This is a genomic window from Chitinivibrionales bacterium, assembly GCA_014728215.1.
In the GTDB taxonomy this organism is placed as follows: Bacteria; Fibrobacterota; Chitinivibrionia; order Chitinivibrionales; family WJKA01; genus WJKA01.
Genome location: WJLZ01000211.1, coordinates 18,700 through 33,006, shown reverse-complemented (window position 1 = coordinate 33,006; position 14,307 = coordinate 18,700). Strand labels below are relative to the sequence as shown.

10 protein-coding genes are annotated in these 14,307 nt (G+C 49.3%); 2 read left to right on the top strand and 8 right to left on the bottom strand.

What is annotated here, in order from left to right:
• Positions 1–25: 25 nt before the first annotated feature.
• The 3 genes from GF401_19345 to amt (GF401_19335) all read right to left on the bottom strand — a co-directional run bounded on the left by GF401_19345 (position 26) and on the right by amt (GF401_19335) (position 2,004).
• Complete coding sequence (locus tag GF401_19345) at positions 26–241, bottom strand: hypothetical protein (GenBank protein ID MBD3347215.1); 216 nt, start codon at positions 239–241, stop codon at positions 26–28.
• A complete protein-coding gene (locus GF401_19340) occupies positions 234–575 on the bottom strand; it encodes a transcriptional regulator (protein MBD3347214.1) in 342 nt (113 codons plus the stop codon). The genes GF401_19345 and GF401_19340 overlap by 8 nt, the downstream gene beginning before the upstream one ends.
• 103 nt (positions 576–678) lie before the next feature.
• Positions 679–2,004, bottom strand: a complete 1,326-nt coding sequence (amt, locus tag GF401_19335) for an ammonium transporter (protein MBD3347213.1) — start codon at positions 2,002–2,004, stop codon at positions 679–681.
• Positions 2,005–2,404: 400 nt separating this feature from the next.
• Between amt (GF401_19335) and ptsP the strand changes: the two genes are divergently transcribed.
• Complete coding sequence (gene ptsP, locus GF401_19330) at positions 2,405–4,690, top strand: phosphoenolpyruvate--protein phosphotransferase (protein ID MBD3347212.1); 2,286 nt, start codon at positions 2,405–2,407, stop codon at positions 4,688–4,690.
• Between the two features lie 185 nt (positions 4,691–4,875).
• Here ptsP and GF401_19325 read toward each other — a convergent pair whose 3' ends face one another.
• From GF401_19325 to GF401_19315, 3 genes are read right to left on the bottom strand one after another with little or no spacing between them, the layout of a single operon-like run.
• A complete protein-coding gene (locus tag GF401_19325; protein ID MBD3347211.1) occupies positions 4,876–5,217 on the bottom strand; it encodes a transcriptional regulator in 342 nt (113 codons plus the stop codon).
• A 45-nt stretch (positions 5,218–5,262) separates the two neighbouring features.
• A complete protein-coding gene (amt, locus tag GF401_19320) occupies positions 5,263–6,603 on the bottom strand; it encodes an ammonium transporter (GenBank protein MBD3347210.1) in 1,341 nt (446 codons plus the stop codon).
• Positions 6,604–6,621: 18 nt separating this feature from the next.
• Positions 6,622–7,749: a hypothetical protein gene (locus tag GF401_19315; GenBank protein MBD3347209.1), complete on the bottom strand. Its 1,128-nt coding sequence runs from the start codon at positions 7,747–7,749 to the stop codon at positions 6,622–6,624.
• Between the two features lie 328 nt (positions 7,750–8,077).
• On the opposite strand from GF401_19315, the gene GF401_19310 reads away from it, so the two are divergent.
• A complete protein-coding gene (locus GF401_19310) occupies positions 8,078–11,863 on the top strand; it encodes a glutamate-ammonia-ligase adenylyltransferase (GenBank protein ID MBD3347208.1) in 3,786 nt (1,261 codons plus the stop codon).
• 137 nt (positions 11,864–12,000) lie between these two features.
• Here GF401_19310 and GF401_19305 read toward each other — a convergent pair whose 3' ends face one another.
• The gene (locus GF401_19305) at positions 12,001–13,422 is read right to left on the bottom strand and encodes a DUF362 domain-containing protein (GenBank protein MBD3347207.1); all 1,422 of its coding nucleotides are present in this window, start codon (positions 13,420–13,422) and stop codon (positions 12,001–12,003) included.
• Between the two features lie 132 nt (positions 13,423–13,554).
• Positions 13,555–14,169: an antibiotic acetyltransferase gene (locus tag GF401_19300; protein ID MBD3347206.1), complete on the bottom strand. Its 615-nt coding sequence runs from the start codon at positions 14,167–14,169 to the stop codon at positions 13,555–13,557.
• Between the last annotated feature and the right edge of the window lie 138 nt (positions 14,170–14,307).

The window sequence follows — 14,307 nt, the reverse complement described above, 5'->3', positions numbered from 1 at the left end:
GAAGGATCGTCAATTTCCTTTCCCCTCAATCCGCCGATGAAGCCGCCACTCGTTTGATCCATAGCCGCTGGATTTCTTCGTTGTCGTTTTGGCGGACTTTATAGATTTCAAAGAGTATGGTATCGATTGTGACGACTTCACCCGCTTGTATTTCAGGACCAACATCAACAAAATAGGGCATAGTATCATCGTAGTAATAGAGCCTGATGATTTCTTCTGCCCTTTTCATTGTTTTATCCAATTGCCTCAGATCCTTCTTCACCGGTCCGTATCCGGATACACTGGGGAAGGTCCAAAACGAAAATTTTTCCATCACCGATATTCCCGGTCCTGGCACCCTCGATAATTGCGTCGATAGTGGGTTTTACAAATTGCTCGTTTACGGCAATTTCGAGACGGATCTTTTTCAAAAGATTGACTTCAAAGATATTGCCCCGATAACTCTCGGTGTAGCCAGCCTGCTGGCCAGCGCCGATAACATTGGTAACGGTCATTTTATGAACCTGTGCATCGAAAAGCGCCTTTTTAACATCAGGTAATTTTGTCGGTTGTATTACTGCTATGATCAATTTCATATATACTGCTCCTTAATAAATAGTTACCGGTCGAAGGGTAACGGATCTGAAATTTAATACTATCATTTTGAACAACGAGATACACATTTGGAATTTGTCCATATTAGTTTTCAGTAGTAAAGATCTGAAATCCATTGTAGGCTTCCATGCCCATCTCGCCAATATCCAGTCCGCCGATTTCCTCTTCTCTGGTTACCCGCAACCCCACAGTAGCTTTGATAATAGACCAGAAGATCAGGGAGAGAACAAAGGCGGGAAGGCCGACGCCGATTATGCCGAGAGCCTGGATACCGAGTTGTGTTGCACCGCCACCGTAAAAGAGGCCGGTGACGCCGTCGATATAGCCGTTTACCGCAAAGAGGCCGACAGCGAGGGTTCCCCAGATGCCGTTAACGAGGTGAACGGCCAGCGCTCCGACAGGATCGTCGATATGCAGTTTATCAAAAAACAGTACGGCAAGCACGACCAGGGTACCGGCAATGAGTCCGATGATTATCGATCCGGTGGGGTTTACAACAGCACAGGGAGCGGTAATAGCCACCAGGCCGGCAAGACAACCGTTGATAATCATTGATAGATCGGGTTTGCCGCTTATTATCCAGGCGGTTGTCATGGCTGAAACAATTCCTGCGCATGATGCCAGTGCGGTGGTAAGCGCGATACGGGGGACATTGCCGTTGAGGGCAAGCTCACTTCCCGGATTAAACCCGAACCATCCGAGCCACAGAATAAACCCGCCCAGCGTGGCAAGGGGGATGGAATGACCCAAAATTGCCTTGGTGCTGCCATCGTGGTTGTATTTACCGATCCGTGCGCCAAGGAGCAAAACTCCGGCCAGCGCAGCCCAACCGCCAACAGAATGAACAACGGTAGAACCGGCAAAATCGTGAAATCCCAGTCCGGAAAGCCATCCGCCGCCCCATACCCAATGGCCACCCAGAGGATAGATGAACGCAACCATCAGGGTTCCAAAAAGTAAAAAGGCATTGAATTTGATCCGTTCGGCAACCGCACCGGATATAATCGAGCATCCTGCCGCGGCAAAGGCAACCTGGAAAAAGAAAAAGGCAAAGACCGGTAAATTGGGAGCAGGATTATTTGCCGTTTCACCAACAAAAAACGAATTTGTACCGATCAGTCCTTCACCCGCGCCGAACATGATTCCATAGCCGAGTGCCCAGAAAGCAAGCGTTGCTATTGCAAAGACCGTAAAGTTTTTACCCAGAATATTGGTTGCATTTTTAGCCCGGCAGAACCCGGTCTCGACAAATGCAAAACCGGCATTCATAAAAAAGACCAGAAAGGCGGCAACGAGGATCCAGAGCGTGTCGATCAGATTGATCTCTGAACCATCAGCGGCAAAAAGCGGCGATACGGCCGCGCCGGTGAGAATGAGAAAAAGAACAGGTACTTTTGCAGAAAACTTCATAGAAAAACTCCTTGATAAGCACAATGAAAAAGGAACTGCGCACAATTCGATCAAGGTAGAATGCAATCACAATGCCAAATAAAACAGCCTTATACATTGTTAAATGAGCATTGACAGGTTAGTGGCTGTACATTATCGTGTTATGCCGGGAATGGCGGCACGAAATTGTGTCGAAGGTCGAGGGGTGAAGGTCGAAAATTGAAAGTCGAAGGAGAAGGTTTTTGGCCCCTAGAGTCTGTGCGTTTCTTACTGAATTTTTGCCGGGCCCAGCATATGTCCCGCTTTGTGGGAAACCTTTAAATAGGCTTGATACGGAAAAGTATCATGGAAAATCCCCTCAGGAACAGGACATGGGCATGGCAAAATAGGTATATTTATTGCATTGCTTAGTTGAAGTATTATGATACGAAAAAAGAATCATATTCAGTTTCTTTGTGATTTTGGTGAGCTGAACTGGGCTTTTTCGGAAGGTTCTACGGTCGAGACCTTTTTGCAGAAGACAGTTGAGATGGTCGCTGCGCATACGAGTGCGGAAGTATGTTCGGTGTATCTTTTCGATGCTCTCGATGAAGTTCTTACCCTGAAGGCCACTGTCGGGCTTAATCGTAAAATGATCGATACGGTTAAGTTGCGGCTGGGTGAAGGTATAACCGGACTTGCGCTTAAGGAGCTTCGTGCACTGAGCGTAAAATCCGGCGAGGAACACCCCAATTTCCGATTGTTCAAAGGGCTCGATGAAGAGCGGTTTAAATCATTTTTAGCCGTTCCCATTCTCCGGGGCATTAAAAAAATCGGCGTACTGGTTATACAGCGGGAGAACAATGAAGGTTTTACCCATAATGAACTCGCTACCATGCAGGCGGTATCGAATCAACTGGCATCGAGTATCGAAAATGCTCAGCTTATCCTCGAAATAACGGAACACCATGTTCCCAACAAGGTAATACATCATCCGATAACACAAAAGTTCATTAAAGGTCAGGGTGCGAGTCTGGGGTTTGCCTACGGGCCCTCCCTGGTGGTTGACCGCAAGGTTTCACTTAAAAAGATATCCCAAGTAAAGCCGGATACCACGCTTACCCTTGAAGACTTTCAGCATGCTCTCTCAGAAACCGCTTCCCAGCTTCGGTTGCTTCAGGACCAGGTTGAAGAACGGCTGTCGGATATGGCATCAATGATTTTCTCGGCCCATCTGCTTTTATTGAAAGACAGGTTTTTTGTGGGCAAGATGGAAATACTGATTTCAAAGGGACTTTCGCCCCCCGATGCCGTTGCCGGAGTGGCGCAGGAATATATTCATGCCTTTGAGGAAAAGGAAGATCTCTACCTTCGGGAGAAGGCGCATGATGTTCTTGATCTGTCCTTGCGCATTCTCAGCAATTTAAGCGGCAAAAAGTATGGATTGTCGAGTGCACACAAAAAAGTTGTTATTGCCGAAACACTGCTTCCCTCGGAGATGCTGATCCTTGCTGCAGAGGGGGCCCTGGGAGCGGTTGTTGTTTCCGAAAGTGCAACATCCCACATGTCAATACTCTCCCGCTCTCTGAAAATCCCGCTGATTATCTGCGATGAACCCGGTTTGCTCGATATGCCCGACAATACGCTGTTGCTGCTCGATGCCGGTGTTGGAAATGTCTATATCGATCCGGATGATCCGGTGGTTGATACCTTTATGCAGCAGCATGCGGCGCGGGAAGAGAGCAAAAAAATCCGCGGCAAAGCAAAATCAAAAACGATTACCCGGGACAAACAGCAGATCGACCTTCTGGCAAATATCAACCTTCTTGCCGATATCCGCAACGCCCGGGAGATGAATGTCGCCGGAATCGGGCTTTATAGAACAGAGTTCCCCTTCATGATCCGCTCTACCTTTCCTACCGAGGAAGAACAGTTGATGATATACCGTCGGGTAGCGGAGAAAATGGAAAACAGGATACTGACATTTCGCACTCTCGATATCGGAGGCGACAAGGTACTTTCATATTTTAATAATTTCAAAGAAAACAATCCCTTTCTGGGAATGCGCTCGATCCGTTTCATCCTCAGAAACAGAGATATTTTCAAGCAGCAGATCCGAGCGATCCTCCGGGCAGCGAAGGGAACCGGGCTCCATATCATGTTTCCCATGATATCATCGCTGGATGAATTCGAATCGGCCCGGGAACTGGTTACCACCTGCCTCGAAGATCTGAAAAATGAAGGGGATGTCTATCATGAATCACCCCGCATCGGCATGATGGTCGAGCTGCCGTCGGTGGTGGATATAATCGATGACTTTGCCGGGATTGCCGATTTCTTTTCGATCGGCACCAATGATTTTATCCAATACATGCTGGCGGTCGATCGGACTAATATCAAAGTGGCCCACCTTTACAAACCCCATCATCCGTCGGTACTGCGCGCCCTTGCCAAAATCGCCCGGGCCGGGAAAGCGAAAAACAAAATTGTATCGGTCTGCGGAGAGATGGCCCACAGTGAAGAATATGTCACGTTCCTTATCGGTATCGGCATTACACGCCTGAGCATGGACCCCCTATTCATCCCCCGGATCCAGGAACATATACGGAAAGTCTCTCTACCCGAAGCGGTCGAGTATGCAGAAACCCTGCTGGGATACTCTTCGCTGAAAGATATCGAGCGGTATATCGGGGAGTATAAAGACGGATTGAATGAAGGTCGAAAGTAGAAGTTCTAAGCTCGGAAGTCGCAAGCGATGCACTGAGCTGGTATACTGAACGTGATCGAAGTGCTGTCGGTGTGTTGAATGTTGAAACGCAGCACTTTTTGCTTACCCTGCCCTCTCCCTCAACCTGAAAAAAGGGCACACCCTGCACTGCAGGCCGTGCCCCTATCAAGGAGTTGTGGAAAAAATCAGCCTATGGCTGAAGAGCCTTCCTCACCGGTACGTATCCGGATGCATTGAGGGAGATCCTGGATAAAGATTTTGCCGTCACCGATATTGCCGGTGCGTGCACCTTTAATAATGGCATCAAGAGTTTTTTGAACAAAATCATCATTGACCGCAATTTCGAGGCGGATTTTTTTCAACAGGTTTACTTCAAAGATATTGCCCCGATAGCTTTCGGTGTATCCGGCCTGTTGACCGGCTCCGATCACATTGGTGACCGTCATCTTGTGTACTTCGGCATCCAGAAGCGCTTTTTTGACATCAGGCAACTTCTGGGGCTGAATAATCGCTATTATCAGTTTCATATATGTTTTCTCCTTTGAAAGAATTGCCGGTTACAGAATCAGGACTCAGCTTTCCGTAGTAAATATCTGGAATCCACTGTAGGCTTCCATACCGTGTTCACCGATATCCAACCCACTGAGTTCTTCTTCTTTTTTGACGCGCAGGCCGACCGTATGCTTAATTACAAGAAACATGACCATTGCTAAACCGAACGCCCAGAGAAATACCGCGCCGATTCCGGTGAGTTGAACAAGGACCGGTTTTAATCCACCACCGAAAAAGAGGCCGGCATTACCACCGTATGCTTCTTCGGCAAAGAGTCCGGCAGCGAGGGTTCCCCAGGCGCCGCAGACACCGTGAACACTGACCGCACCGACTGGATCATCGATTTTTAGGGTCTTATCGATAAACAGAACCGCAATCACCACAAGGATACCGGCGACAAGACCGATAATGACCGCACTGAACGGCGAGACATCCGCACAGGGAGCAGTAATACCCACCAGTCCTGCGAGCACGCCGTTGAGCGCCATGGAACCATCTGGTTTACCGATGATAATCCATGCGGTAAGCATTGCAGCAACAGCGCCGGCAGCCGCGGCAAGATTGGTGGTCACGGCAATCCGTCCGATGCTCATATCCGCCGTCGTAGTCGAACCGGGGTTAAACCCGAACCATCCGAACCAGAGAATAAATACGCCCAGTGCCGCAAGGGGGATATTATGGCCGGGAATCGCTCTCGATTTACCATCAGCGGTATACTTCCCGGTCCGTGAACCTAAAACGATCGCTCCTGCAAGAGCACACCATCCGCCAACACTGTGAACAACGGTGGAGCCGGCAAAGTCGATAAAGCCCATTTTCTCAAGCCAACCTTCGCCATTGAAAAGACTTCCCCAGGCCCAGTGTCCCGAGATGGGGTAGATAACTGCGCTGATCAGGATACTGTAAATAAGATAGCTGGTAAACTTTGTCCGTTCGGCCATAGCGCCCGAGACAATGGTCGCAGCGGTTGCCGCAAAGACAGTCTGGAACATGAAAAAGACCAACGCCCACTCCCATCCTTCCTTGCCCGGAGTGGCATCAGACAGAAAAAACCCGGTGGTGCCGATAAAATGACCGGCAGTAGCCCCGAACATCAGGGCAAAACCGATCACCCAGTATCCCAGCGAACCGATTGAAAAGTCCATCAGGTTTTTCATCATGATATTCACTGCATTCTTTGCACGGGTAAATCCGCTCTCGACCATTGCAAATCCTGCCTGCATAAAGAATACCAGTATCGCAGCAATAAGTGTCCAGAGCATGTTGCCGTGTTCCTGCGGCATAGCGGCTACTTCCTCGGCAAGCACAGGATATGCCGCCCCGATAAGAAGAATGCCTGGTATACAATTTTTTATTCGCATTTTTTCCTCCTCTGATCCTTAAAATGTCACAATTATTTCCGAACCAAGGCCATAACTCAGATCATCAGTTTCACCATCACCATCACCATCACCAAGCGGTGCGACAACCTGCCCCCATATCCACCATTCAACGCCGTCGGCAGGATAGACATACAGTGTCGGTACTACCCAGAATGATCCGGCGTCACTGAACTCATCCAGATCGGTGGTATGAATTTCGAGCGGTAGTCCTGCAGCAAGGACATCGGTAAAGGCATGTCCCGGCTCGATATAAGCATAGAATTCATCCTCCACAAAATTCGCTCCAGTCGAATCGGGATCGATAAAGGTATAGACGCTCATTGCCGTGCTGAAATCACCGGCTGTAAATACCGGTTCGAAGAGCAGGGTGTAGGCGGTAGAACGCTCTTCACCAGGGAGATTCTGCAAACCTAAATCGAATTTCAACGAAATCATCTCGCCAATCGAACCCAGGTATTCCAGTCCGGCAAAGAGCATTGAGCCTGTCTTGAATTGTTCATAAATACTTCCTCGGACTCCATAGTAGAGTGAAAGGCTGTTTTCTTCACCAAAGGCAAGTGAGGTAATACCCACAAGATCGCCCACCTGATTGATATCTGCCGAACCGGCGAGAATACTCTGCGTAAGCGCCTCGTTCCCAAAAGAATAGCCGACACCGCGGGTAAAGCTCTCTTCGGTGATCATGCTGAGCCGTTTGTAGAAATAGTAGTTGAATCCACCGAACTGATAGACAAGGTCACCCACCGTGAACGTGCCGATCGGGCTCTCGTAAGATATCGAGACACCGTCGAACGTAATCGCTACCCACCGGGAATAATCTTCGGTAATCTCGAAGGTATCATTGGCCAACTCATACACGGAAACATCTTCACCACCGGGTAATCCCATACCTGCCGGAATGGTTCCACTGGCAACTGTTGCACAGACCGAAGCACTCACTTTATCGGAAAACCGGATCGCCATGCTCAGATCGAGTTCATCGTTGCTGAAAAAGTTTCCGGAAAAGTCGGTCCAGACATCCGAATCAAGATAACCGCTGAAAGAGACCTTTTCGTGGTCATCAGCGTGGACAAGGGTGAGGCTCGTTACTAAAACGGCGCCAAGTAAGGTAATGAATTTGTGCATACTGCACCTCCTTATGAGAAATGAATGAAATGGTGTATTTTTTTCCTTGTGCCGATTTATGCACATGCAGGGTTGGAATGCAATGGATGTGCCATTAAGTGAGCCTTTACCTTATATATAAAAGGAAGGTGTTGCCGACCAACCGAAAGCATAACATATTCGTTTCGAATAAGACGGCGCAGTACAAATTTGTGCTTTTTGGGGTGGGAGAGGGAGGTGAAGTATTTTGGGGAGGTGGAGTGAAGAAAAGATGGAAGACGAGGATTGATATTGTTGTCGATCCCTATACCCTATACTCAAAAAACATGAAATCTGAGATGTTTAAAACATGAGACTATCACCAGAACACATAAAGTCCTCCTGTGGATCGGTTGTTGATGCTTTTATCCGGAACCATCTTGAGCGGCTGGATGAGCGGTATTTCAACCGGTTTGAGGAGTATCAGATTGCGGGTCATATTACTGCCCTTTCCCGGGTGAAAAGCGATCATCCGGTGGAGGTGCTTTTCGACCGGTTCGGTGAGAATTCGGTGGGCTGCACGGTTTTGTCATTCGATTATCCATCGGTGTTTGCCCTCATTACGGGGATACTCAATTCTTTCGGGCTGGATATCCTGGCGGGGAATGTGTTTACCTATTCGAGGGATACGGTCCGGGCGAACCGGGCTTTGCACCGGAGACGGTATTCCCGGCGCCGGATTACCGAAGATCCCCTGATGCGGCGGAGGATCGTGGACCATTTCACCGGCATACTGACCACCCGCCAATCCTGGAATGACTGGAAGAAAAACTTGACCGGTCAGCTGGAACAGGCAATCGCCTTGCTCGAGAAGGGTGATGATCCCTCGCTTGAAAAGGCACGGCGGAATGTCAATCAGCTGGTTGCCGATCACCTTGATGGAATCGAGTACGACTCCACGCCGGTCTTGTATCCGGTAAGTATCGATGTTGATAACGATGAAGGGCCCTGGACCCGCTTGAAAGTTGCTTCTGAAGATACACCTGCGTTTCTCTATTCCCTTTCGAATGCTTTATCGCTCAATGATATGTCAATCGAGCAGGTGAGTATCAGCACCGTGGACGGCAGGGTACAGGATATTATCGATATTGTCGACCGGTTCGGAAAAAAGCTCACCGAGACATCGTCGATCAACCAGATTAAGCTGTCGGTACTCCTCACCAAACAGTTTACCTATTTTCTCGGTCAATCACCCAACCCCTATGTTGCACTGGTCCGGTTCGAGCAGCTAGTCAAGGACATGATCAAAAATCCGGATCAGGAGAAGTGGCTCGACTACATGTCCAACCCCCGGATACTTCAGGAACTGGCCCGTCTTCTGGGAGCCAGCGACTATTTATGGGAAGATTTTATCCGTCTTCAGTATGAAGAACTTCTTCCGATTATCGGACCCCACACCCGGGGACACCGGTTCAGCAATCCCGAGACGACACTCAAGGACCGTCTGACACAGCTCCTTGACTCATGCGCAACAATGGAAGAAAAGCAGCGGCGGCTTAACGAGTTTAAAGACCGGGAGGCCTTTCTGATCGACCTGGATCATATTTTAGACCGGGAGTTTGATTTTAAAGCCCTTGCCGAGCACTTGAGCAAGCTTGCGGAAGTTATTGTCGATACCGCAACGTCACTTGCCTATAACGAACTGATATCACGATTCGGTGAACCGGGTACGGTCGCGGGGCTTCCGGCCCGGCATGTGGTTTTCGGTTTGGGAAAACTGGGCGGCGCCGCTTTAGGGTATGCATCGGATATCGAGCTGCTTTTTGTTTACAGCGATAACGGTACGACCACGGGAAACCGAGCTGTCGACAATGGAGAATTTTTCAGTCGTCTGGTCAAACAGGTCAATCGGATAATCAGAACCAAACGGGAAGGCATATTTAATATCGATCTTCGTCTGCGCCCTTACGGAAAGGACGGGCCTCTGGCCAGCAGTCTGGAAAATTTTTGCAACTATTACGGACCCCACGGTCCGGCTCATTCCTATGAACGGCTTGCTCTGGTACGGCTGAGAACGATCAGCGGCGATCCGGGGCTCGGTGCGCAGATCGAGCGTATCCGTGATGATATTGTGTATGAATCCCAGTCGATCAAGCCGCGGGAAATAAAAGAACTCAGAGAAAAACAGTATGCCGAGAAAAAGGTGCCGGGAAAACTGAATGCCAAATTCAATCCCGGTGCGTTGGTGGATCTGGAGTATGATGTTCAATTGCTTCAGGTAATCCACGGCAAGAATAATCCTGTTCTTCGAACCCCCCGCCTTCACGAAGCCCTCGAGGGACTGGCTCATGCCGGTGTACTGGGCAGTGATGAGAGCTTGCGGCTGTCTGCGGCCTATGACTTTTTCCGCCGCCTGATCAACGGGCTCCGCATGCTTCGGGGAACCGCTACCGACCTGTTTCTACCTTCACCCGATGATGATGAATTCATGCATCTTGCCCGCCGGATGGGGTATGGAATGAAAGACGGGATGCATCCGGCACAGCAGTTACGCACCGATTTCGATTCCCAGACCGCAATCGTTCGTTCTTTTGTGGCAAAACATTTCGGAAGAGAGAGTCTTCCCGGACCTGCAATCGGTAATGTTGCCGATCTTGTGCTGTTGGAAGATATCGATATTGATCTTGCCCATATGGTATTGAGCAAAAGCGGTTTTGGAAAACCGGACCGGGCCTATGTCAACTTACAGAGTCTGGCCGGCGCCGACCGGGAAAGCTTTGCCCGTCTTGCGGTTCTGGCCTGTGACATATTACGGAATAAACCCGATGCCGACATGGCCCTAAACAACTGGGAACAGTTCGTTAACGCTGTCGGCGCCCGGAAAGAGCATTACGAACGGTTGCTCTCCCAGCCCATGCAGCTCGAAATACTTTTGTCCATATTTGCCGGCAGCCAGTTTCTGGCCAATATTCTGATCAGAAACCCCGGATTTTTAGACTGGGTGATTATTCCGGAAAACCTCCGCCGAGAGACCACCGCCGATCTTATCGAGAATGAACTCGGCCGGATCGCCGAAAGTGCGCATGATCATACCGATTGGCTCCACCGGTTACGACAGTTCAGACGACGGGAAATTCTGCGTATCGGAACACTCGATATCTGCCTGCGGTCGCCCCTGGAGTTGATTACCCGGAATTTATCGGACCTTGCCGAAGGGATCATCCGGGTTTCGCTCAAGCAGATATTTGCCGGATTTTCCGGCAAAAAGACCGGCGACAGAGATGTTGGTGAACAGGAAGACCGGTTTTGCATTCTCGCTTTTGGTAAGCTTGGAGGAAGAGAATTAAATTATTCTTCCGATATCGATCTTCTGGCCGCCTATGATGAAACTCGGGGTGAGATAACGGAGAAGGAGCGAGAGCTTTTCGCCAAGGTAATCGAGCACCTCCGCTCCGACCTGTCGAGTTATATGGTTGAAGGCCATGTGTTCCGGGTCGATCTGAGGCTCCGGCCCTACGGAAGGTCCGGACGGCTTGTCAATTCGGTCAAGACCCTTGCCGATTATTACTCGTCAACAGCCTCCTTGTGGGAGATCCAGGCGCTGTTGAAACTGCGGCCTGTTGGCGGCAACAGAAAAATTGGAGAATCGCTGGTCGCAACATTCCGTGAAATACTCCGGAAAAAACAGGAGCCGGATACGGTGATCGAATCGATCGAGCGGCTCCGGGCTTCGGCGATAAAAAAGCAGGCGCCTACCGGGAATGAACCTTTTGATGTCAAAGTGGGAGCCGGTGGAATCCGGGATATCGAGTTTACCGTTCAGGGCCTGCAGCTGATTCATACACATGCCAGTGACGGCATAATTGACGGTAACACTCTTGTTGCCCTGGAGCGCCTTCGGAACAACGGGATCATTACAGCAGATACCGCACTGCAGCTTTCGGAGGACTACCAATTCCTTCGCAAAATAGAACACGCTCTTCAGATACTCGAAGATCAACAGAAACATGCCATTCCCACCAACCGGGATGCCGTCATCGCCCTGGCCAAGCGGATCCTGGGAGTGGGGGCGGGCTATGATGATTTCATGGATGCTGTGGAGGCCTGTAGAAAGCGGATCCGAGGGGCATACGATGAATTCCGGAATAGGGAATAAATCAAGCCCCGGATTTATTTATCCCGGTATCTGCATGCGATGCAGGTCGCTTCCTCGCGAGGCCTGGGCAAAGGTGAAGCCCGTTCGATCGGCCCGATGAGCTTGAGAGGCGGTCTGTGGCTTCCTATCCTTGGCTGCTATCCCTTTTTGATTATATGAAGCAAAAAATGCTTGAGAAGTGATTTATAATTATTGCCCCATATCTTTTCTCCTTTGACCTGGAGGTTTTCGATCTCCTGCATTGTGTTGTTCTTGAAATCAAAGGATTCCACCCTGGTATGTTTTTCGTCGAGCCCGAAACCGGTTTGTTTGGCGCACATAGCCATGTACTGGAACAGAGGCAGATGAGTTTTATCGGGATTGTGAAAGGGAATGGTGGAGTTTGGATAGAGCACATACTTTGATGCATGATAATCGAGCGCTACCGGATTACGGCTTGCCATGATAGTTTTTGCTTCAGCCACGGGCGTTTCGGTTCTCGATGCCAGTCCACACCAGTGGGCGGTAATGAAATTCAGGTCGGCGGTTCGAATCGAATGCATAAAGTATCCGATCGCGTATCCCACAATGCCCCGTACCGGGCCTTCATCCCAGTGGTCGAAAGGAAAGGTATGGAAATTGTAATAATCGCCGATCATTCTGCCGTCTTTGTGATTATCCGGACCGCCGCTGAGGTCGACAATTCCCATGTAATTTTTAATCGATGCAGTTGCACCACAGTAGAAACTGTGGTGGTTGATAGCTGCGAAATTTATGAAACGGAAGGGACGGCTGGAGTAGGCGTTTTTTTCCCATATACCCTTTTTGAAATCGATTATGGTCCCCCGGTCGGTTTTCAGAATGGGATAGGACATAATTGTCTCCCGTTTCTGATCGCCGCTCTGAAAATTATCGATTTTTAAAAGCGGATTGCCGCCGGTACCGTCACAATAGACATACCCGGGACCATCGGAGGGCGAATAGACCCGCCTCCCGCCTGCCTTGATATCGATCAGATGACTGGCCGTAAACCGATCGCCGAACCGGTGTTTCAGGCGATGAACCAGCGCGTTATAATGTATGCACTCGCAATCGCTGTTACGTACAAATGTCTGCGCCCAGCCGCCCATCTCCCATGGACGGTTCCCCCGGTGATTGTTTTCCGCAAGAATGACTTCACCACCAAATCCGCCCGGCCGGTTGAATATCATTTCTATAAGGTAATTAACCGCCGCAATGTTCGGCGCACCCTGATTCCACCACTGGAGATTCGGTTTGATACAAACAATGTCATCAGGACCGATTATCGTCTCGATGCCTCCCATAAGCATAAGCACCCGATCCATATTCTGCACCGGCGTGCCGTTAACGGAACGGTATACGATACTCGAGGGGTTCTTCGTGTTTTTTTTCAGTCTGGATTCTGTTTTCACCGGTAAACACCCTGGAAAAAATAGCGATGACCCCACCACCTGGCTGATAAGGTGTAATGCTTCTCGTCGAGACAGCTTCGGCATGGTGAAAGACCTGGGTTGAAAGTTGAAAGCATACAATCTCACGTTAAAATTTGCAAATAGCATGCCACAAAGCGATGGTGGTAAAGGGCACTTATTCCAAATGTTCTTACCGCTTTCGGCAAGTCATTTCCGAAAACGGCATCAGTAAAGATGGCTCCGGGCGGTACTGGGTTACGGCTGTATACTGGCAATGGTTTACGGGTTGTATTTCCGGGTAAATTCTTCCAAGTGGGGCTTCAGTTCTTCGAGGTCCTTATCCCACCATTTTTCTTGTAATAATTTGTCGATAGTATTGGGAGAAAACCGATAGCGGATCACTTTTGCCGGGACTCCGGCCACAACGGCGTAGGGGGGGACATTATCGGTAACCACCGCATTTGCTCCGATAACCGCACCATCACCAATACGCTCGACCCTGGGAAGGATTATCGAATTATACCCCATCCATACATCATTGCCGATCACCAGCGGACTGAAGGTAACTAAATCCTCCTTGCACAATTTCATTTTTGAACTGAAGAAAAGGGGATGGGAGGATTTAAATTCCAGAGGATGGCCACGGGTTCGTGCCGATGCTGTCGGGGAGATGGAGCAGTAGCGGCCCACCGTTATACCGGGATGAAACAGCCGCCAGTTAAAACAGGCGCCATAGGAATACATCCCTACATCGATATTATGATAATTGTTGAAAATCCGCCGTAATGTTCGTGAATGGCATTCCCCCTTTTCTTCCATTAAAACCAGCTTGACAATAAGCTTCTTCATCATGGCAAGCTTTGTGTTGTACAATTTGTAGAGTAAAAAATTCATATATAATCTCCATTTGAAATTTTCGGTTTCAAATAGCCCCCATTTCTGCAGCTCCCCTGTTGTCGCAACAATGAACGGAATGTTCGATTTAAATGCAAACCCTATGCCATAGATTTATTGACTCCCTAAGGGGATTGC

Coding starts and splice junctions, on each gene's coding strand:
- GF401_19340 (MBD3347214.1), bottom strand. CDS start 575: ATGAAATTGATCATAGCAGTAATACAACCGACAAAATTACCTGATGTT.
- amt (MBD3347213.1), bottom strand. CDS start 2,004: ATGAAGTTTTCTGCAAAAGTACCTGTTCTTTTTCTCATTCTCACCGGC.
- ptsP (MBD3347212.1), top strand. CDS start 2,405: ATGATACGAAAAAAGAATCATATTCAGTTTCTTTGTGATTTTGGTGAG.
- GF401_19325 (MBD3347211.1), bottom strand. CDS start 5,217: ATGAAACTGATAATAGCGATTATTCAGCCCCAGAAGTTGCCTGATGTC.
- amt (MBD3347210.1), bottom strand. CDS start 6,603: ATGCGAATAAAAAATTGTATACCAGGCATTCTTCTTATCGGGGCGGCA.
- GF401_19315 (MBD3347209.1), bottom strand. CDS start 7,749: ATGCACAAATTCATTACCTTACTTGGCGCCGTTTTAGTAACGAGCCTC.
- GF401_19310 (MBD3347208.1), top strand. CDS start 8,078: ATGAGACTATCACCAGAACACATAAAGTCCTCCTGTGGATCGGTTGTT.
- GF401_19305 (MBD3347207.1), bottom strand. CDS start 13,422: ATGCTATTTGCAAATTTTAACGTGAGATTGTATGCTTTCAACTTTCAA.
- GF401_19300 (MBD3347206.1), bottom strand. CDS start 14,169: ATGAATTTTTTACTCTACAAATTGTACAACACAAAGCTTGCCATGATG.